The organism is Acinetobacter sp. ANC 4779 (assembly GCF_004331055.1).
Classification (GTDB): domain Bacteria; phylum Pseudomonadota; class Gammaproteobacteria; order Pseudomonadales; family Moraxellaceae; genus Acinetobacter.
The window spans coordinates 110,092-131,174 of record NZ_SJNU01000001.1; the positions used below are offsets into that span (position 1 = coordinate 110,092).

General features: G+C 40.1%; 19 protein-coding genes. 7 read left to right on the forward strand and 12 right to left on the reverse strand.

Translation table 11 applies throughout. The annotated features are described in order from the left end of the window. Positions 1 to 48: 48 nt before the first annotated feature. Positions 49 to 1,227 carry a YbfB/YjiJ family MFS transporter gene (locus tag E0H80_RS00515; RefSeq protein WP_131362236.1) on the forward strand — a complete coding sequence of 393 codons (1,179 nt, stop codon included), beginning with the start codon at positions 49 to 51 and terminating at the stop codon, positions 1,225 to 1,227. Positions 1,228 to 1,242: 15 nt separating this feature from the next. Here the strand turns inward: E0H80_RS00515 and E0H80_RS00520 are convergent, their stop codons facing one another. Both E0H80_RS00520 and icd read right to left on the reverse strand, forming a co-directional pair. Further along, the gene (locus tag E0H80_RS00520) at positions 1,243 to 1,788 is read right to left on the reverse strand and encodes a M23 family metallopeptidase (protein ID WP_131362238.1); all 546 of its coding nucleotides are present in this window, start codon (positions 1,786 to 1,788) and stop codon (positions 1,243 to 1,245) included. Positions 1,789 to 1,942: 154 nt separating this feature from the next. Then, complete coding sequence (gene icd / locus E0H80_RS00525) at positions 1,943 to 3,196, reverse strand: NADP-dependent isocitrate dehydrogenase (RefSeq protein WP_131362239.1); 1,254 nt, start codon at positions 3,194 to 3,196, stop codon at positions 1,943 to 1,945. A 201-nt stretch (positions 3,197 to 3,397) separates the two neighbouring features. Between icd and E0H80_RS00530 the strand changes: the two genes are divergently transcribed. After that, entirely contained in the window at positions 3,398 to 4,222 is an 825-nt protein-coding gene (locus E0H80_RS00530; protein WP_131362242.1) for an rRNA large subunit pseudouridine synthase E, read from the forward strand. A 132-nt stretch (positions 4,223 to 4,354) separates the two neighbouring features. On the opposite strand, the gene E0H80_RS00535 is transcribed toward E0H80_RS00530, so the two are convergent. The 4 genes from E0H80_RS00535 to E0H80_RS00550 all read right to left on the reverse strand — a co-directional run bounded on the left by E0H80_RS00535 (position 4,355) and on the right by E0H80_RS00550 (position 9,859). Then, positions 4,355 to 6,586, reverse strand: coding sequence for an NADP-dependent isocitrate dehydrogenase (locus E0H80_RS00535; RefSeq protein WP_131362245.1), 2,232 nt, complete (start codon positions 6,584 to 6,586; stop codon positions 4,355 to 4,357). A 743-nt stretch (positions 6,587 to 7,329) separates the two neighbouring features. Next, complete coding sequence (locus tag E0H80_RS00540) at positions 7,330 to 7,773, reverse strand: hypothetical protein (RefSeq protein ID WP_131362247.1); 444 nt, start codon at positions 7,771 to 7,773, stop codon at positions 7,330 to 7,332. A gap of 15 nt (positions 7,774 to 7,788) precedes the next feature. Further along, the gene (locus tag E0H80_RS00545) at positions 7,789 to 8,091 is read right to left on the reverse strand and encodes a hypothetical protein (RefSeq protein WP_131362249.1); all 303 of its coding nucleotides are present in this window, start codon (positions 8,089 to 8,091) and stop codon (positions 7,789 to 7,791) included. Positions 8,092 to 8,155: 64 nt separating this feature from the next. Continuing rightward, positions 8,156 to 9,859, reverse strand: a complete 1,704-nt coding sequence (locus E0H80_RS00550; RefSeq protein WP_131362251.1) for a M61 family metallopeptidase — start codon at positions 9,857 to 9,859, stop codon at positions 8,156 to 8,158. Between the two features lie 179 nt (positions 9,860 to 10,038). On the opposite strand from E0H80_RS00550, the gene E0H80_RS00555 reads away from it, so the two are divergent. The 3 genes from E0H80_RS00555 (at position 10,039) to slyD (ending at position 13,375) form a co-directional block, all read left to right on the forward strand. Then, a complete protein-coding gene (locus E0H80_RS00555) occupies positions 10,039 to 11,349 on the forward strand; it encodes a D-alanyl-D-alanine carboxypeptidase PBP6B (RefSeq protein ID WP_131362253.1) in 1,311 nt (436 codons plus the stop codon). Positions 11,350 to 11,470: 121 nt separating this feature from the next. Further along, positions 11,471 to 12,757: an NAD(P)/FAD-dependent oxidoreductase gene (locus tag E0H80_RS00560; RefSeq protein WP_131362255.1), complete on the forward strand. Its 1,287-nt coding sequence runs from the start codon at positions 11,471 to 11,473 to the stop codon at positions 12,755 to 12,757. 135 nt (positions 12,758 to 12,892) lie between these two features. Beyond that, the gene (gene slyD, locus E0H80_RS00565; RefSeq protein WP_067867757.1) at positions 12,893 to 13,375 is read left to right on the forward strand and encodes a peptidylprolyl isomerase; all 483 of its coding nucleotides are present in this window, start codon (positions 12,893 to 12,895) and stop codon (positions 13,373 to 13,375) included. A gap of 117 nt (positions 13,376 to 13,492) precedes the next feature. Here the strand turns inward: slyD and E0H80_RS00570 are convergent, their stop codons facing one another. The 6 genes from E0H80_RS00570 to E0H80_RS00595 all read right to left on the reverse strand — a co-directional run bounded on the left by E0H80_RS00570 (position 13,493) and on the right by E0H80_RS00595 (position 18,731). Further along, positions 13,493 to 13,648, reverse strand: a complete 156-nt coding sequence (locus E0H80_RS00570) for a helix-turn-helix domain-containing protein (RefSeq protein ID WP_131362257.1) — start codon at positions 13,646 to 13,648, stop codon at positions 13,493 to 13,495. A 173-nt stretch (positions 13,649 to 13,821) separates the two neighbouring features. After that, positions 13,822 to 14,208 carry a cyclic nucleotide-binding domain-containing protein gene (locus tag E0H80_RS00575; RefSeq protein ID WP_131362260.1) on the reverse strand — a complete coding sequence of 129 codons (387 nt, stop codon included), beginning with the start codon at positions 14,206 to 14,208 and terminating at the stop codon, positions 13,822 to 13,824. A 225-nt stretch (positions 14,209 to 14,433) separates the two neighbouring features. Beyond that, positions 14,434 to 15,297, reverse strand: coding sequence for a TauD/TfdA family dioxygenase (locus E0H80_RS00580; protein ID WP_323052962.1), 864 nt, complete (start codon positions 15,295 to 15,297; stop codon positions 14,434 to 14,436). A gap of 191 nt (positions 15,298 to 15,488) precedes the next feature. Further along, positions 15,489 to 15,893 (reverse strand): nucleoside diphosphate kinase regulator, encoded by a 405-nt coding sequence (gene rnk / locus E0H80_RS00585; RefSeq protein ID WP_067867761.1) that lies wholly within the window; start codon positions 15,891 to 15,893, stop codon positions 15,489 to 15,491. Positions 15,894 to 16,059: 166 nt separating this feature from the next. Beyond that, positions 16,060 to 17,313, reverse strand: coding sequence for a serine hydroxymethyltransferase (gene glyA / locus E0H80_RS00590; RefSeq protein ID WP_131362262.1), 1,254 nt, complete (start codon positions 17,311 to 17,313; stop codon positions 16,060 to 16,062). A 155-nt stretch (positions 17,314 to 17,468) separates the two neighbouring features. After that, the gene (locus E0H80_RS00595; RefSeq protein ID WP_131362264.1) at positions 17,469 to 18,731 is read right to left on the reverse strand and encodes an alpha/beta fold hydrolase; all 1,263 of its coding nucleotides are present in this window, start codon (positions 18,729 to 18,731) and stop codon (positions 17,469 to 17,471) included. Positions 18,732 to 19,473: 742 nt separating this feature from the next. Here E0H80_RS00595 and E0H80_RS00600 point away from each other — a divergent pair. Together E0H80_RS00600 and E0H80_RS00605 are read left to right on the forward strand one after the other, a co-directional pair. After that, complete coding sequence (locus E0H80_RS00600) at positions 19,474 to 20,172, forward strand: exonuclease domain-containing protein (protein WP_131362266.1); 699 nt, start codon at positions 19,474 to 19,476, stop codon at positions 20,170 to 20,172. Between the two features lie 88 nt (positions 20,173 to 20,260). After that, the gene (locus tag E0H80_RS00605) at positions 20,261 to 20,902 is read left to right on the forward strand and encodes a hypothetical protein (RefSeq protein ID WP_131362268.1); all 642 of its coding nucleotides are present in this window, start codon (positions 20,261 to 20,263) and stop codon (positions 20,900 to 20,902) included. Positions 20,903 to 21,083: the final 181 nt, after the last annotated feature.

The window sequence follows — 21,083 nt, forward strand, 5'->3', positions numbered from 1 at the left end:
ATGTTATTTATTGGGGTGAATTAATACCAAATAGCTGCGAGCACACGGATGTCCTCAAACAATATCAGGCTTAGTCTTTTTTTATGCCTCAGCATGTGTTTAGGAATTGGTATTTTACGTTTTTCCTATACCGCACTTTTACCCAGCACACGTGAAGCATTTGACTGGTCAAGCGGTTTTGCCAGTCTTTTAGGAAGTGCCAATTTACTCGGCTATCTGATGGGCGCTTTCGTAGCCATGCGACTGCCTCAAAACAAAAGCATGACCCTTTACATTCAGATTGCCGCAATTTCGGGAATGTTCAGTTTAATGTGCTGTGCTTTTACAAACTTCCCTCAAGCTTGGTATATCTTCTGGCGGGTGCTTTCGGGGATCAGCGGTGGCTTATTAATGATCTTATCCCCGAGTGTGGTTGCGCAATGCTGCGACATTCAGGATCGTTTTAAAATCAATTTTATTGGCTTTAGCGGAATTGGACTTGGAGTTTTAGTGGCCACGCTTTTCTTGCCTTATCTGGATCAAATTTCGATACAGACGGCCTGGCTTATTTTATGTGGATTTGCGCTGATTATTTGTATTTGCTTAAGTCTGCTACTGCAACAATTTAAGCATCATTTGTCTGAGCCAACAGGTCAGAATAAATCCAAGACACCATTCAATGCACTCTTTTATAGCTTGATGATTGTCTATGCTTGCAGTGCATTTGCTTATATTCCACATTCATTGTTCTGGATTGACTATCTCGGCCATGAACTGGGGCTGAATCTGTTCTGGATCAACTTTAACTGGATTCTGTATGGCGTAGGCAGCGCTTTGGGGGCTTTTGCTGCTTATTCACTGGCAAGAAAATTTGGAAATTTTACGAGTCTGAAAATTCTGTATAGTCTATATATCCTGGCGATTTTTATTGCCACATTAGATACCAGTCCGCTGCTGACTTTTGCTTCCTCTTTCTTTACAGGAATGCTCAATCCGGCCGTGGTGTTTTTGACCTCTTATACGATTTTACAGCTTTATGGGCTGGCATATAAAAGACTCTGGAGTATTGCCACGCTGTGTTTTGCCTCTGTTCAGCTGATTGGCGGATTAAGTTTTAGTGCCCTGCAACATTTCGGTGTAACTTATCATCAACAGTTTATATTGGCTACTGTGGTTCTATTATTGGGAACTTTACAATTGGCTTGGTATACCCGCTCGGATCAATGTCACAAAATTAAAGGAATCTGATTTATTTTTATATTTTTAAGAATCTGGAACCAGATAAGAATAAGGATTGACCGCACCTTGCCCATTGAGATAAATACCATAATGTAAATGTGGCGGGGTATTTTTAGCATTACCGGTATTTCCTACATAACCAATTACTTGACCGACTTCTACCCAATCTCCTTCTTGTATTTGATCTGCATAATCATCCAAATGCGCATAATAATGCCGGCTTAAATCCGGCCCGGTAATCCAGACCACTTTACCGCCCAAATGATTGGTTCCCACTCGAGTGACTATTCCTTGTGTTGCACTAAGTACAGACGTTCCTCGCTTGGCAAAAATATCGATGCCTTCATGCTTACGTCCTTCGCTACGTGCTGCCCCCCAAGTATCATTAATCTGACCAGCTTTAACATTCTCAACCGGCATTGCAAGTTGTTCAGGCAAGTTCATTTGCTGTAATTGCATATATAAAATTGGATAACGCATACCTACAGCTTCACCAGAAGGTGGCGGCTGACAGCCCGAAAGCAGTATCAATGCAAGCATTAAAACCAAACAGGAAATTTTTTTAAACATTTTTCGATATGGATACATTCATCTCAAGAATTAAAGTAATTTAGTCAATTTCATCTTAAGTTTTTAATTCTATTCAATGAAATATGATTTCTGTAAATATAAAAAAAACCCGCAATACGCGCAGGTTTTCTAATACAAAGTTGAAGTCTTCAACTTATTCCATATTGTTAATCACTGCTTGACCAAATTCAGAGCAACGTAACAAAGTTGCGTCAGGCATTAAACGCTCAAAGTCATAAGTGACCGTTTTAGCAGCAATCGCACCAGAAATACCCTTGATGATCAAGTCTGCTGCTGCAGTCCAGCCCATGTCACGCAGCATCATTTCTGCAGAAAGAATGATTGAACCCGGATTTACTTTGTCCTGGCCCGCATATTTAGGTGCAGTACCGTGAGTCGCTTCATACATTAGGATTGCACCACCAATGTTTGCCCCAGGCGCGATACCAATACCGCCCACTTCTGCTGCAAGTGCATCAGAAATATAGTCACCGTTTAGGTTCAGCGTGGCGATGACTGAGTAATCCGATGGACGCATCAAGATTTGTTGCAGGAACGCATCTGCAATAACATCTTTAATGATGATGTCTTTGCCATTTTTCGGGTTCTTGATTTTGACCCATGGACCACCATCCATGAGTTCGCCGGAAAAACGTTCAAGCGCGACTTCGTAACCCCATTCTTTAAATGCACCTTCGGTATACTTCATGATGTTGCCCTTGTGAACCAGAGTCACACTCGGCTTGTCATTGTCAATTGCAAATTGAATGGCTTTACGAACCAGACGTTGAGTCCCTGCTTTAGAGACTGGCTTAATGCCGATCCCACAGTTTTCTTCGAAACGAATTTTAGTCACGCCCATTTCTTCTTTCAAAAATTTAATGACTTTTTTGGCTTCTGGAGAATCCGCTTTCCATTCAATCCCCGCATAGATATCTTCAGAGTTTTCACGGAAGATTACCATGTCAGTCAGTTCGGGGTGATGAACTGGAGAAGGAACACCTTCGAACCAGCGAACCGGGCGTACACATACATAAAGGTCTAATTCTTGACGTAAAGCCACATTGAGAGAACGAATACCACCGCCAACAGGCGTGGTTAAAGGACCTTTAATCGAAACCACGAACTCGCGAAGCGCTTCAAAAGTTTCTTCCGGCATGTAGGTGCCATAGATTTTATCTGCTTTTTCGCCGCAGTAAACTTCCATCCATTCGATCGAACGTTTGCCACAGTAAGCTTTCTGAACCGCAGCATCGACCACAGCTTTCATTGCGGGTGTAATATCTACCCCAATACCGTCACCTTCAATAAAAGGGATAATCGGATGATTGGGTACATTTAGTGACAAATCGGCATTAACGGTAATTTTAGTACCATCCACAGGCACGACAATCTTCTGATAACCCATTATACTAGTGCTCCCTATTGTTATTCTATCTGGCGAATCTAAAAAATAGTTGCCAATATGCAATACTTTCAACTTGTCTTAACGCATAATATTCTAATTGAATTTAAATGTTATTGAGATTTATCGAAGAAATACTGCCATTTCTTCATAAAATAGAATCAACATTTCCAGTATTTATCATTATCAAAGTAGTTATTTTCTATGAAAATCGTCATTCTTAATAAACCTTATGACGTTCTCTCCCAGTTCCGTGCCGATGAGAAACATCAAACCATGGCTGATTTTACTCAGGATCCTGACTTGCGTATTGCCGGTCGTCTTGATTTAGATTCAGAAGGCTTGATGTTCTTAACCGATCATGGTGGTTTGAACCAGTTTATTACCAATCCTGCCAGCAAAAAATTTAAAACTTATGTAGTACAGCTCGATGGCGACATCACTGAAGAAGCTTTAGAGCAGCTTCGTAAAGGCGTTGAGCTTAAAGATGGCATCACCCTGCCGGCTCAAGCAAAAAAAATTGATGAGCCAGATTGGTTATGGGAACGTACACCACCGGTACGTTTCCGTGCCAGTGTCCCTACCTCATGGGTAGAAATTCAAATTTGTGAAGGCCGTAACCGTCAGGTTCGCCGCATGACTTCAGCTGTAGGTTTTCCAACTTTACGTTTGATTCGTACTCAAATTGGTACTATTAGCATTGTAAAACTTGGCCTACAACCAGGTGAGCAAATCGAAATTGAACCTTTGCTTTACCCAGACTTTAAAGATGTTCCTGCAGAAAAGCCATATGAAGGCCGTTCTTTTGCGAAAAAGACCACGACCAAGAAACAGCATTTCTCGGTGGCTAAAGATAAAGCACGTGAAGAAAAAGGCGAAGCACCATTCAAAGGCAAGAAAAGAGCCAGTGGCGGTACCACGCGTATTTGGCAAATGGATGATGCGGATAAGCCACGTCGTAAAACCAATGGTACGACACGCCCGAATACTAAAGCACCGCGTAGTCGTGGACGTAGTAACGGTCGTTAAAATTTAGTTTAAACAAGTTCCTTGTTTGAGGAATGTTTGTGCCGTAGAAATTGCGGATGAAAAAAAGCCGGTGCATATGCACCGGCTTTTTTTGCATCACCAGTTGAGTCACTGGCTTTGCACTAATTATGCTTAAACAGCTGCAAGCACTGTATTAAAGGTTGTACTTGGACGCATGACTGCAGTCACTTTGGCTTGATCAACAGCGTAATAACCACCGATGTCTGCCGGTTTGCCTTGAACAGAAGCAAGTTCAGCAATGATCTTGTCTTCGTTTTCAGCCAATGCTTTTGCAAGCGGAGCGAACTTCGCTTTAAGCTCAGCATTTTCGTCTTGCGCAGCAAGTTCTTCAGCCCAGTATTTTGCTAGGTAGAAGTGGCTGCCGCGGTTATCAATCTCGCCAGTGCGACGTGAAGGAGACTTGTCATTGTCGAGCAATTTACCAGTCGCTTGGTCTAAAGTTTTAGCCAATAACTTCGCAGAAGCATTGTCTTCTTTGATGCCCATTTCTTCTAAAGAAACAGCAAGCGCCATGAACTCACCCAGTGAATCCCAACGCAAGTGGTTCTCTTCAACCAATTGTTGTACGTGTTTAGGAGCAGAACCACCTGCACCCGTTTCGTACATGCCACCACCTGCCATTAACGGCACGATAGAAAGCATTTTAGCTGAAGTACCCAGCTCCATGATCGGGAACAAGTCAGTCAGGTAGTCACGTAGGATATTACCAGTCACAGAGATTGTATCTAGACCACGTGCTACACGTTCAAGCGTATAACGCATTGCACGTACTTGTGACATGATGTGAATATCAAGACCCGTCGTGTCGTGATCTTTCAAGTATTTTTCAACTTTCTTGATCAATTCATTTTCGTGTGGACGGTACGGGTCAAGCCAGAAGATCGCAGGCATGCCAGAGTTACGCGCACGAGTTACCGCAAGTTTTACCCAGTCACGAATCGGAGCGTCTTTCACCTGACACATACGCCAGATATCGCCTTCCTCAACGTTTTGCGACATCAACACTTCACCTGTTTCAAGATCAGTGATGTTGGCAATACCCGCTTCAGGAATTTCGAAAGTTTTGTCGTGTGAACCGTATTCTTCAGCTTTTTGCGCCATCAAACCAACGTTAGGTACAGTACCCATCGTTTTTGGATCGAAGTTTCCATTCCACTTACAGAAATTGATCATTTCTTGGTAGATACGTGCAAAAGTCGATTCAGGCATTACAGCTTTACAGTCGTAAGGTTTGCCGTCAGCGCCCCACATTTTACCGCCACCACGGATCATTGCAGGCATAGAAGCATCTACAATCACGTCGTTAGGTGAATGGAAGTTGGTGATGCCTTTTGCTGAATCAACCATCGCAAGCGCTGGACGGTGTTCTTGACACGCATGTAAATCAGCAATAATTTCTTCACGTACAGAGGTTGGTAACGTTTCAAGCTTCTCGTAAAGACCTGCCATACCGTTATTGATATTAACGCCTAGCTCGTCAAACAACTTGCCATGTTTCTCAAACGCGTCTTTATAATAAATTTTCACACAGTGACCGAAGACAATCGGGTGTGACACTTTCATCATGGTTGCTTTAACGTGTAAAGAGAACAAAATGCCCGCTTCACGACAATCTTCAAGTTCTTTCTCGTAGAAGTCGCAAAGTGCTTTTTTGCTCATAAACATTGAGTCGATGATTTCGCCATCTTTCAATGCAACTTTTGGTTTAAGAACAATAGTTTCGCCACTGTTGGTGATCAATTCCATTTTCACGTTACGAGCACGGTCAAGTGTCATTGACTTTTCGCCGTGGTAGAAGTCACCTTCATTCATGTGCGAAACGTGAGTTTGTGACCACTGTTTCCACTCGCTCATTGAATGCGGGTGTTTCTTAACGTAGTTTTTAACAGCAGCAGGCGCACGACGGTCAGAGTTACCTTCACGTAATACTGGGTTTACAGCAGAGCCTAAGCATTTGCCATAACGAACCTTGATTGACTTTTCTTCTTCAGTCGTTGGATTTTCCGGATAATCAGGGATCGCGTAGCCTTTAGATTGAAGCTCTTTGATACATGCTGTTAGCTGGCCAACAGATGCACTGATATTCGGTAATTTAATAATGTTAGTGTCTGGATCTTGAGTAAGACGACCGAGTTCCGCGAGGGTGTCGGGAACTTTCTGCTCTTCATTTAGGCAGTCTGCAAATTCTGCGAGCACGCGAACGGCTACAGAGATGTCACTTTTGACAATCTCGACACCGGCCGGCTTAGTAAAGGTCTCAATGATCGGCAGTAGCGAATAAGTCGCCAACAATGGCGCCTCGTCAGTCAGCGTGTAAATGATTTTTGACTTTCCACCAGCCATATATAGCCCCTTGCGTTGAATTGAGTTTTGAGGTCCGAGCTTTTGGCCCAGCCCTACGAACCGATTTGCTTAAAATAACAATAAAATCGAAAGTATGGGTGCTCATTGCACCTCAGCTAAACAACAATATCTTTTTCATCTTGCTGTCTGGCTGAAAATTCGTATATATCGGTGTGATTCACCAATGCTTATATTCTACTTGATATTTCGTCATTTTTCGAATATGGGGCGCTGCATTGCATCTATTCAACTACATTCATAGACCCCATACCATAAGTAACAACTTAGATCCAAAATACAATAATATATATATTTATCAATAAATTATTAACTCTAAATCCTTCCAGGTTGATTAAAATACAAACTGATCCATTTACTGTTTTACAACCCAATTAATTGAAACATGTTGGGTATCATGCAAATAAATTATGGATAACCGAATACCATACAAATTCTCCGCTGATAAGACGAAAAAGTTATCATTCTAAGGTATAAGTTTCTTACTTAAGTTGTACTAAACTTTAAATGCTTTCGAGTGGTAATTTTCAACGGGACATTTTGGGAAAATTCAAGATAAAGTGTTGTTGTGGAAGCTCAGCAAGGTGATAAGTGGTTAAGTAAATGAAAGTGTCACCAGTGAACAAGATAGAATTTCTGACGTGCGCTACTTTCAAGCTCCCTATAGTTAGTCACCTTATTATGGGAATTAAGAATAGAAGATAAAGCTTATGAAAGTGAGCTTTTCAATTTGCTATATCAGAATTATATTGATTCTGGTATGAAAGAATATTAACTGGAATGATATTTTTATTTGTCTTTATCGAGTCGATATTAAAACCATAAAATGCCGAAAATTCAGAATCATAAATATCTTTAAATTTAATTATTAAACATAAAAAGTTGTTTTTATTATTAACTAATTTTTCTAATTCAACCTTATTTAGTTCAAGTTCAACAGTCACTGTTTCATTTTCCTCTAATCTAGAAAATTCTTCTCTCAGTAATACCTCACTCGTAAATATGTTAACAAATTTAGCCCTTCCTCTTCCTTCATTTTTTATTAAAAACTTAAGTATATATTTCTCATCATTCTCTAACTGCTTTTCTAAAGTCGCATATTTATTCGCGTTTAAAAATAATCGAGCATGACTTAACTTTAGAAAAGGACGACTTTCTTGCTTCATCATTATTAATTGATCACTCTATATCTGGGCTAATTTTGATTGTTGCTCAACACTATTTTTCATCTCATCAATTTGAAGTTGCAATGCTTTTTCTTGTTGCTCCAAAGCTTTGGTATTTTGATCTAACTGTTTACCTTGTTGAACATAGCCTAAAATCAACCAAAAGAAAGCCACAGGTGCGAATATACCTGCCAGAAAATCACCTAAAGAATTTAAATCATTTTTCTCAAACCCAAAGTTACCCCAAATGCAAAAAATACTGATTCCTAAAAACCAAACTATAGTTACACCTACCCCAACAAATAAACTTTTCTGATTCATCTTTTTCTAACAAAAAACCGATGCATAAGCATCGGTTTTACATAACTTTAATAAAACTAGCAAATTAAGCTTTAAGCCATTTCTCTGCTTTTTCCTGATCTTCAACTTTCAATTCAACCGTGGTCAAATCAATTACCCCACCTTGAACTTCAAACTGAATAAATTCATCACGGCGGAATGTGTATACAGTGAAAGTGCCTTGTTGTTTTGAATATTTCTCAACAAGTTTTTCAGACGCTTTTAAGCCGTCAATCGCAACAATCACATCATTGGCAGAAAGACCGGCTTTTGTCGCTACACTGTCACGACGAACCTGTTGAATCACTACACCTTCAGGTTTATCTGTAACTTTGAGTCCGAATGGCAACGCTTTTTCATTTTTCAATTCAAAACTGAGACCAAATTCAGGCAATAACTGATCCAGTGGCAATTCATCTGTGGTGTTAATCAAATGGTTAATTTGCTCAAGCCAACTTTGACCCGTCAACTCCTGACACAAATCAAAGATAGTACGTTCATTCACCTGAATGCCCTGTTGCGCATTTTCATACAGTTTACGCATGAGTGCATCAAGGCTTGAACCCTTAAGACGCAATCCTAAATCCAGACACAACGCAACCAAACAACCTTTGTTGTAATAGCTAGTACCTGCATTATTCGAGTTTTCATCCTGACGGTAGAATTTCACCCATGCATCAAAACTTGATTCCGCCACAGTTTGAATCGCATGACCCGGATTTTGCAGGTAACGATCAATCTGAGCTTTTAATAAGGCAATATATGATTCTTGACTGATGACACCGCTACGCAGCAAAATCAGATCATCGTAATAAGAAGTAAAGCCTTCAAAAATCCAAAGCAGTGAGGTATAGCCTTCTCTATTTAAATCATAATTGACGAAGTTTTCAGGACGAATAAATTTTACCAGCCAAGAGTGAAAATATTCGTGGCTGCATAAACCCAAGAAACGTTGATAATCTTTTGAAGGCTCAACAGGCTCATCCGCTTTTGGCAGGTCATCACGTGGTGTAATCAGGCTGGTGCTATTCGGGTGTTCTAAACCGCCATAGCTATTGCCTGTTGCCATCGTCATGAAGGTATAGTTTTCAAAGGGCGCGGAACCAAACATTGAAATTTCTGTGCTACAGATTTTTTCAATGTCTTGCTGCATACGTTCGGCATTCATGGTGTGTTTGCCTGAAACCACGAACTCATGCGCAATGCCATTGGCTTCAAAACTAAAACGGGTTTGATCTGCCAGTTCAAATGGCGAGTCAATCAGCTGCGCATAGTTTTTAGCTTTTAAGGTATGGCGACCTTTAACTAGGCTCTTATTTTCTAAACCTGTGGCCAATTGGAAGTGTTTCAGCTCTGGTGGAAGAAACACTTCAACTTCAATGGCTTTATCTTCCTGACCTTCTAGCCCTAAACATGCACAGGCCGGATTGACGTATAAACGTGTTTGATCTACATAGGCACCACGAACAGACAAGTCATAGGCATAAACGTCATATTCAACTGTAATCAGTTCATGATCGGTATTAAATAAACGCCATTTATTCTTTTCAAATTTCTGAATCTGTAGAATTCGGCCATCTTCATCGTAGGCTTTGACTGACTCAAGATGCTTGGAAAACTCGCGAATCAGATAGCTTCCCGGAATCCAGGTTGGCAGTGATAATACTTGAGTAGGATCTGCTAAAAAGCGAAGAGTCACGTGAATTAAATGCTGACGATAATCGTCAAATTCGATTTGATAATGCAACATAATGGGCAATACAAAATAAAAAAACTGAACTTAGGGCTAGCTTAGCATTTTTTTGTAAAACAATGCTGAACTGTCGCAATTGTCTACAATTCTGACTAGCCATTGCTAAAAAAAAAGCATAGCATGCCCAAGGTTTTTGCATTTTTAAAGTCAATGGATTGGCAAATAAAGGAACATCATTGAAAGCTGTTATCTACCTTCTCGCATCACTCAGTTTATTGTGCTCCACAATAGTCAATGCCGCATTACTGAACCTCGTTCCGGAAAGCGTTGAAGCACCGGCCTGGACCATTCTTGATACCCAATCCGGACAAGTGATTGCTGAGCACAATAGCCATGAGCAACGTGCGCCGGCATCCATGACCAAAATGATGGTGGCTTATATAGCGCTCAAAGACATTGCAGCGGGTCATTTAAAAAAGGATGAAATCATCACTGCAACACCGGTGGTAAAAATGGTGCAGTGGGATGAATCACAAATGTACCTGAAAGAAGGTGAACAGATTTCCGTTGATCAGCTACTGGCAGGTTTGGTGGTGATGTCAGCCAATGATGCAGCCGTAACTTTAGCGGAACGTATTTCAGGTACAGTACCGGCTTTTATTGAGCGCATGAATCTTGAGGCCAAAGCCTTGGGGATGAGCGATACGCATTTTGCCAATGCGCCTGGTGTCACCATGCCGGATCATTTTTCATCAGCCCATGACATGGCACTTCTGGGTCAGGCTTTAACATTACAGACACCTGAATACTTGCACTATTCAGTGATGCCGAGTTTCAGTTATAAGCAGCGTTTTCACCGTGCAACCAATTTGGCGCTTAAATTTGACCCAAGTGTTGATGGTTTAAAAACCGGTTTTACCAAAGCGGCAGGTTATAACCTCGCACTTACTGCGCACCGCCCTACGGCTAATCCTGAATTGCGGGAACGCCGTCTGATAGTCGTGGTCATGGGCACAAAAAACGCTCTAAAACGTGCTGAAGTTGCTCACACCCTTCTCGACATGGCTTATACCTATACGCGCAATGAAGTGGCGATTAAAGACAAGCAGCTGATTGCTGAATTACCGGTGATCAAATCCACTTTAAAAATGTTTAAACTTGAAACCAGCAAACCGCAAATTATTACTACCTCTTTATATGACCAGCCTTATGCGATTGATCTGCAAACTTATGACACCGTGAATCAGCGCATTATGCTGAATACAGGCAATGGAACAATTCAGGCGATCGAACCATTACAAGAAACAAAAACTCACTTAAATGTCGAAATCAAAGAAAAATTTCTGACTGCCCCCTTAGCTAAAGTGATGGAATTGGCAACCGTGCAGGTTTATCAAAATAACCAGTTGATTCGCACCATCGCAATTGAAAATGATGTGCGCATTGAAGAAGCCAATTTCTTCCAGAAAATTGCCATCTGGGTTAAGCAGCTTTTCACTTTTTTCTCTAGCGATGAAGTTGAAGTCAAAACTTATCCTCTAGGCTAATTGCGTGACATTTCTTTAAATTATGTAAGCTGTATAACAATCTGAACAAAAGCAACAAATTGAAGATGGCATATTGATGCCATCTTCTTTTTTTGTCTTTAAAATAACAAATAGGTTAAAAATGAGTAATCTACATAAAATTGTCATTATCGGTGGTGGCGCAGGTGGTTTAGAACTGGCGACCCAACTGGGCAATACTTTAGGTAAAAGCAATAAAGCCAAAATCACCTTGGTCGATCAGAAACTGACCCATATCTGGAAACCGCTTTTACATGAAATTGCGGCGGGCACACTCAATCCACATGCTGAAGAAACTAACTATTTCGCGCATGCCTCCAAACATCATTATGAGTTTGTCTTAGGCAGCTTTATTGAAATTGATCAGACAAGCAAACAAATCGTTCTTGAAACAGCGCATTTATCTAAACCCGACCCAATCCAAAAAAATATTCGTCTGGATTACGACACCCTTATTATTGCAATCGGTTCAACATCGAATGACTTTAATACCGAAGGAGTGAAACAGTACTGTCATTTTCTCGATAGCCGTAAACAGGCAGATGTATTTCAGCAAGATTTACTGCATTTATATCTTGAAGCCCAAAACCATGAGATGACACGCGCATTAAATATCGCGATTATTGGTGCAGGCGCTACCGGTATCGAACTTGCAGCCGAACTGTTTCAAGCCAAACAGACGTTCTTTAAATATGGCTTAAATAAAATTGACCCGAAAAATGTCACTATTACCGTGATAGAAGCGGCTGACCGGATTTTGCCTGCCCTTTCTGAAACCATTGCCAACCACACAAGTCATCAATTAGCGCAATTCGGAATTAGGGTTTTGACCCAGCATCGGGTGGCTAAAGTCGATGCTGACAAAGTCTACTTTGCCGATGGAAGCTCTATAGATGCAGAACTAAAAGTCTGGGCGGCAGGAATTAAAGCCCCGGCTGTTCTGGAAAAATTAAAAGACTTTGAAAAAGACAATATTCACCGGTTAAAAGTCTATGCAACGCTACAAACTTTATCTGACCCAAATGTTTTTGCTTTTGGTGACTGTGCCCATTGCCAACCGACTGCTGATGAACCTGTACTCGGCCCTCGCGCTCAAGTCGCCAGCCAACAGGCCAGTTTCTTGGTCAGGGCCATGAAAGCTCGTATTCAAGGCAAACCACAACCGATGTTCAAATTTTCCGACAAAGGTTCACTGGTGTCATTAAGCCACAACAAAGCAGTGGGAGAATTGCTCGGGCAAGTCAATGTGCAGGGTTTTCTGGCGAAATCAATGTACGTTTCTTTATATCGACTACATCAAGCTGCAATTCATGGCTACGCGCATGCGGGTCTTTTGACCGCCAAAGATTTTGTCACAAGAAAAACAGGTCCAAAGATAAAATTGCATTGAAATTTTTAAAAGCGTCCCTATTATTAACAAAATGCCATTAAAAACGTAGAAAATGCAGATTTTTGATAAATATGATCTACAAAATCTGCTTTTCACTTTATGATGTCCCCTTTAAAAATTGAATGGATCAATAACATGACTGCTATTGCAAATGACCTCGTGGTTTCTTTCCACTACACGTTGACTAACGCAGAAGGCGAAACTCTCGACCAATCACAAGGTGAACCACTTGCATATTTGCACGGTGCAGGTAACATCATCCCAGGTTTAGAAAATGCTTTGGAAGGCAAAACTGTTGGTGAAAAATTCACTGTAAACGTTCCTGCTGCTGAAGGTTATGGCGAATACAACCCAGAAATGGTTCAAGAAGTTCCTGCTCAAATGTTCCAGGGCGTGGACAACATCCAACCAGGTATGCAGTTCCAAGCTCAAACTGATGACGGCGTTCAAATCGTGACTGTTAAAGCAGTTGAAGGCGACACAATTGTTGTGGATGCTAACTTCCCGCTTGCTGGTCAAGATTTAACTTTCGAAGTTGAAATTGTTGAAATTCGTGAAGCGTCTGCTGAAGAATTAGAACACGGTCATGTACACGGCGCTGGTGGTCATCACCACTAAGATCAGTACAGATCAAAAAAGGCAAAGTGTTTACTTTGCCTTTTTTATTGCCTAATTTTTATACCACACTCTATAACCTTATAAAATATCAGTTTTTAGCATTTTTGAGCCATACTGCTATAACTGACTGATTTGTTTTAAGCGATGAATATCGATAATACGAATTTGGCTATCACTCCACTCTACAATGTGTTCCTGTATAAAATATTGCAGCTGCTTATTTAAGGTTTGTCGGGACACATTGAGTAATTTGGCAAAGTTTTGCTCACTCATTATAAATTAAATAGGGAAATTCGGCGGACTTAGGAGTGTTGTCTGCTGCCCCAAGATCATTAAATACCGTGCATTTTTTGATTAATAGCCGCCGTTTGCAGATAAAGGATTTTATCCATCAAGCCGTATATGCGCTCACTCAACAATTGAATAATCTGCCACATGGCTTGTGGCTACTGTTGTAATTGCTCTAAAAAAACCTGACCTGAAATTATTGCGACTTCGACTTGTTCTACGGCATAAAAATCAAAGTTCAGCGGTTTCTGCTGTAAAAATGGCACGAGATTGAACACTGAATACATGTTCACGTAATCACTGACTTTAAACTCACCCTCACTGAGCAACCAGCCAATCTGCATCCGTCCAGACAGCAGCACATAGACATCATCCAGTTTTTGCTGATAACGTAAAATATGTTGCTGAGGTAAAAACGTAGATATTTCACCTGCTGCATTAAAATCTGATGTGACTGTGCATTGAATGCTGAAAAGACTGCATCCTCCTTGAAAATTTGCTGTAATTTTTCTGCACGAGTGAGCATATGGGTTTATCGAACTTATTCAAAATAAAAAACCTAGTACCCTCGATACTAGGTTGTTCATCGCTTTAGTCCAACTAAGTTTTAACGCTATGTATATCTCGAATTCAGCTCACTACCCTTATAAATAGCGTAAGTCAGGTCACTGATTCATTAGGATGCTTTTTCTAAAATCTGACCATTTTCAAAGGTGAAATTAGAAATATCTTGTTTCACCACTTTTTTCAAGCTCACACTTGGACGACCATCAACACCCACCGGGGATACCCCCTTCAATAGTGACACAGCGCACGACACGCAAGTCATCACCATAATCATTAATTGCACGGTGCTGGGTTGCACGGTTATCCCAGATTGCGACATCACCGACACTCCAGCGCCAGCGAACGACATTTTCCAAATTCACGGCATAATCTTGGAATAGTTCAAATAAGCGACGTGAATCTTGATTGCTATAACCGACAAATCGCTTGAAGAAGTGACCCAATAATAATGTTTTTTCACCGCTTTCAGGATGTACACGAACCAATGGATGCTCTGTTTCATATTCAGTCGAGTTAAATAACTCAAGATATTTTTCAGCATCTATTCGCGTATTGGTGGTGACTTTAGAGGCATAGTCATAATCATTACTATGCACTGCACGCAAGCTATCTGCCAAAATTTTCAATTCTGCTGGTAAGTCGTTATAGGCAGATGTGGTATTGGCCCAAACGGTATCACCGCCTGCTAGCGGTGCCACGATACTGCGTAAAATGGTAGCCTTTGGATAATCTTCTATAAAAGTAATATCGGTATGCCCTGTATCTGCTCGGTCACCAAGTAAATCCAGCTCAAGCACATGCGCTGTTCCGCTTTTTACCAGAACCGTTGGATGATTAAAAGGTTTACCTAATAATGCGGCAAAACCTTCTTGTTCATCATCGGTTAAATGCTGCTGATTTTTAAAGAAGATTGTTTTGTACTTAACTAAAGCAAGGCTAATTTCATAGACCGTGTCCTGATCTAAAGTTAAAGAAAGTTTAAACCCTGCTATTTCCGCACCAATACGACCAGTTATGATTTGGTTTGAATTTGGCTCATAGCTATACCCTATATTTTCAATCTTTATTGCAACGTTGTGCGGTAGAAATACAGTCTGCCCTTACACTGTCAAACGTTTGACAGTGTTCAGCACAATACATGCTTAAGTGTTGAAGATTCCTGATGTAGGCAGTGAACTTTTTGCTACATTATTAGTTAAATAATTAAAAATTAGCCATTAAAAAAGCCCCTAACTAGGGGACATTTTATTCTAAATGATTACAGATAATCACCTTCACGTTCGGGCTGATACAACACTTTTTCAATCTTCACTTTCATTAAATGACCATCAGGTTGCGGCCATTCAATTTCCTGTCCTTCTGCCAGCCCCAGAATTGCTGCGCCTACCGGAGCAAGAACATTAACTTGGCCTTTTTCACCGCGAAAATCATGCGGATAAACCAAAGTAATATCCGTAGATTCGCTAGCAGGCGCAATGGTAATACGCACACGCGCATTCATGGTCACTACATTTCCAGGAACATCTTGTGGAGCAACCACATCTGCACGGGCAAGTTCATCTTCAAGATGTTGCATCGTTGGACTCAGTTTAGATTGATGATCAAGCATGGTTTCTAAACGTTGAAGATCTTGTTGTGAAATAATAATTGTTGGTTTAGCCATTTACCTGATTCCTTTAAACGAAAGATGTCATTACAGCAATAGCAAAATGAGTTATATCTTTTATGGAGTATTATTCTGTTATAGCAGAAATATGATTTTTGAAAAATATGACTTTTGATCATATATAAAAAAAGCCCCCTTGAGGGGGCTTTCTCAAGTCGTTAACTTATTTTGCATAAACAGGAAATTTAGCGCAAACAATTGCAACTTTTTCTTTAACCGTCGCAATTACCGCTTCATCGCCTTTTGCATCAAGGATATCTGCGATCCAGCCAGCAAGTTCACGTACTTCAGCTTCACCGAAACCACGAGTTGTTACAGCTGGTGTACCAATACGGATACCAGAAGTCACGAACGGAGAACGTGGGTCATTTGGTACAGCATTTTTATTCACAGTAATATGAGCAGCACCTAACCAAGCATCTGCTTCTTTACCAGTCACGTCTTGTTTGATCAGTGACAATAAGAACAAGTGGTTTTCAGTACCGCCAGAAACGATATCGTAACCACGTGCGATTAATACTTCAGCCATTGCTTTAGCATTTACCACAACTTGTTTTTGATATTCTTTGTATTCAGGCGCCATCGCTTCTTTAAAGCAGATCGCTTTAGCCGCAATAGCATGAACCAGTGGACCACCTTGGTTGCCTGGGAATACTGCAGATTGAAGTTTTTTCTCAATCTCTTCGTTTGCTTTAGCCAGGATTAAACCTGAACGTGGGCCACGAAGTGTTTTATGCGTAGTGGTTGTGGTTACGTCAGCAATTTGCACTGGGCTTGGGTAAACACCCGCAGCAACCAGACCTGCAACGTGTGCCATATCTACAAATAGGTAAGCGCCAACTTTGTCCGCGATTTCACGGAAACGTTGCCAATCAACAATTTGACTATATGCAGAGAAACCAGCAACGATCATGCGTGGCTTGTGTTCTACAGCCAAACGTTCAACTTCTTCGTAATCGATCTCGCCAGTTTCAACATTTAAGCCGTACTGAATCGCATTATAGGTTTTACCAGAGAAGCTAACTTTTGCACCGTGAGTCAAGTGACCACCGTGAGCCAAGCTCATACCCAAAACTGTATCGCCCGGGTTAAGAAGTGCTAGGTAAACAGCAGAGTTTGCTTGTGAACCAGCATGTGGCTGAACGTTAGCATAATCAGCACCAAAGAGTTCTTTAGCACGGTCAATCGCCAATTGTTCGATGATGTCTACATATTCGCAACCGCCATAATAGCGTTTACCAGGGTAGCCTTCTGCATATTTGTTAGTGAGTTTTGAGCCTTGAGCTTCCATAACTGCTGGAGAGCAATAGTTTTCAGAAGCGATTAGCTCGATGTGCGCTTCTTGGCGCTCACCTTCAGCATCAATTGCTTTAGCTAATTCCGGGTCAAATTCAGAAATCGAGATATTGGCAAACATTAGCGAGGTCCTATAAATTAGGGCTTTTAAGCCGTGCTAAGATTGGCGCGTATTGTAGCATGAAGTTTACAAATATCGAGAATGAACTTTGTTCAGTGTTAAATAAAAATAGCTCATATTTAATTAAAAACATGAGCTATTTATGTCAATGCAAATTATGGAGCAGGTATTGGCATCATCTCTTTAACATCATTGACGATATTATCAATATTTGAGGTATATGCACTCGTATGATCCCAAAGTCCAATTCGATAATTTTTATCCTCTATAACCGTTCCATTGGATCTCGCCGACTTAACCAGTTTATCAGTGGCAACTTTAGGAACTGTAGTATCCAATTGACCCTGATAAATCTTAATTGGTGTAGTTACTTTCACCGTTAATGGTTGAGCCGTTTTGTTAATAAAAGTTGCCACCATAGGTACTTTCATAAAATCTGTCTGGGTTAAATAACCTGTTAACAATGGATTAGCTTGGTATACCGCACCCATTTCTCCCGCAAACTTTCCACCTAAGGGCGTAGCGCAAATCGTAGTTGCATCAGCTGCGGTTATTGCCGCCTCAGGCTGAAACACTTGTGTATACGTTGCAGGATTTGGTTGACTTTGCATGCCTGCTACAATCAATGCAGCATAGGTATTTAATGATGCGTATATGCCTATTTTATCAGCTGGAGGTAGAGGAGTCTGCGCATACTGTGTGCCGAAATCAAAAATCGTATCGAGATTAGAGGCCGGTGCAATAGCGATCGTTCCCTTATAATCAAGTTTTGCTCTTGAAGCATATTGCGCAGCGCCCAAAGCTGCCTGTCCACCTTGAGAATGCCCTACCGTTACCCACTGTGGAGCAGTTTTTTTACCTTGTTTGTCTAAATAGTTACGTGTTGCCACCACAGCATCAGTAATTGAATATGCTTCGCTTTTTAGGTTGAGGAATGGATGAACTTCTTTTCCACTCGGTTCTCCCAAACCTTCATAATCCGGGGCCACGACCACATAGCCTGCTGCAAGCAATTTTTCTAGAAGATCTTGAGTACCCTTTAGGCCTTGCTGACTTGGTGCACATTGATCTGCAACACCTGTGGTTCCATGTGCCCAAGCCACAATCGGCCAACCATTTGCAGGTGCGGGCTTGTTAGGTACAAATACTAAAGCTGTCGCCATAACCTCTTTATTGTCCACTCCTAACATTTTATATGTCATTAAAGTACTTTGTGAACTCACTGAATTCAAAAGGGTATTAGTTGCTTCGTCCTTATCTATATAGGTAATAGGAATACCAACTACAGGGTTCTGAATATTATTGACCGGAATTCCATTATTCGGGCCATTAAAGACTGAATCATTATCGTCACTTCCGCATGCAGATAAAAATATGACCGAACTACTCATTAACACTGTTAGCAATGTTTTTTTCATGTGCATTTCCTTATACATTTTTTGTTGTGATGATTTAAGTATCATGAAGATAAGAATTATTACCTTTATTCTTGATTTTAAACAATGTAATTTCAGATCAAATAAACACAATAAAATTGAATAATTTTTTACACAATATAAGCAATTGATTTTTAATATCTTCCCTATATTTCACTTACAAATATACAACAATTTAGTTTAGTGAAATAGAAGATTATTGATCTTGTTTTCCTGAAATTCTATTTATTTAAGTTGAACAAGTATTAAAAAATAAAATTTATTAAATAAGTGAGTATCGCTATTTCTTCCGATTCATTACGAACAAATTTTTCTCAAAATTTATCTAAAAATATAATCAAATTAAGAACATTTGAACTCCTAAAACCAATAAATTAAGCTAACATCAAAATGTATTTTACGGTCGTTTAAACAAGCCTTTATCCATCATAAAATCGCCATCAAACAATAATTTTTTCTTATTTTAGATTGCGATTCTACGCAATGTACGATATTTGAATACCGTGCTTACTTAAGCTATCAAATTGACGGAGCATGAAGATAGGCTGCCTTTATGTCTATCTAAAGGTCTAATTTCGGAGGGTGACTTAAAATAAGACGATTTAAACACCATCTTTAGAAAGAAATAAGAAAGAATGACTCAAAGTCACTGTTTTCGGTTTGTGTCAGCGCATTTGAAAGTGTTAAATTTATTCAAACTTTCGCTACAGTTATGGATCAGGTCATGCAAGCAATTATTCTCGATACAGAAACCCATACTTTAAATGGACAGCCGATTGAGATTGCGTATGCACCTGTTCAAATTAATGAGGGCAAACTCAGCCTCGACAAAACCCAAATTTTTGACCAACTGTATAGTGTAGATGAACCCATTTCTTATGCGGCAATGGCGGTGCATCATATTTTAGAGTCTGAGTTAATCGATCAGCCCCACTATAAAACTTTCACCTTGCCAAGCGATACCACTTATATCATCGGTCATAACATTGATTACGATATTCGCGCACTTGAAAAGTGTGGCGTAGATTGCAAAAATATTAAAGCCATTTGTACCCTTGCCCTTGCACGTTTAGTCTGGCCAGATGCTGAAGCACATAATATTTCTGCGCTGATTTATATGATTACCAAAGGCAGTGCAAAAGCCCGCGATATGATTAAAAAAGCACATCGTGCCGATATGGATATTATTTTAACCGCGAATATTTTAATGCATGAAATCCATCATCTAAAAATTAAAAGTATTGAAGAACTTTATGCAGCATCTGAAGATGCACGTATTCCACGTAGCATTAATTTTGGTAAACATCGTGGCACTGCCATCACCGATTTACCTGCAGATTATATGCAGTGGCTGCTTCGTCAAGAAGACCTAGACCCTTACTTACGTAAAGCAATCGAAAATGCAAAAATAGTTACCTTATAATCTTTTGATTTGTAATATTTTTTACATATTATTGTCATTATTACTAAATACAATCTGCCTTAATTTATTTTGGAGAGTAAATTAAGGCATGTCTCAATATCATAAAACCGACTTAGGCATTGAAAGTTTAAAACAGCGTTCAATGGATTTGAATGCTCGCCAACGTAGACTATTACTTCTGATTGGCACAGAAGATTTTAATCTCCTTAATGAACAATTTAAAAAACGTATTGCACCCGTAGAATTACTCGAACAATTGCTCGATATGGGCTTAATTGCTTGTTTTACCCCACAGCAAACTCAAACACCAGTTTCTTCACCTATAGTTAATAGTGAAATTGAAACCAGCCTTTCAACTCAACTACCCCCACCACTTGCTGAAAAATTTGCTGAAGCGATTACCACCACTTCTGGTTCCTCCTCTATTTCATCTATTATTCATCACAGCTCTCAGGCAATAGAAACGCAGAATGAAATCAAAGAAGTTATTATTGATGCCCTAGATTTTGAAGAAGTAAAACAATTAATGGCACATCTGCTCCAACAAAACTGTGGCTTAATGGCAAAACAACTGACGACTCGGATTCTACACACCCAAGATTTACGCAGTTTAAAACTTTGTCAGATGCAGTGGATTACCTCATTACAAGAAAGCCGTATTCCTGCCCACGAATTGAATCAATGTTTAAAGCAAATCAATTTTTCTCTACAAAAGTTAAATGCTTCATAACAGTTAAGAGGATTTTTCTGTTTCATGATTCATTTCAGGTCTTAACTAGACAATTGCATTGTATTTTTCTTTCGATAAAACAATGAGATTTAAATCAGTACAACTCGGTTGTAGACAGCAAAATCTAAAAACAACCTCTAAATACGACCTTTGCTCAATAGCGATTACTCTGTAAAAACTT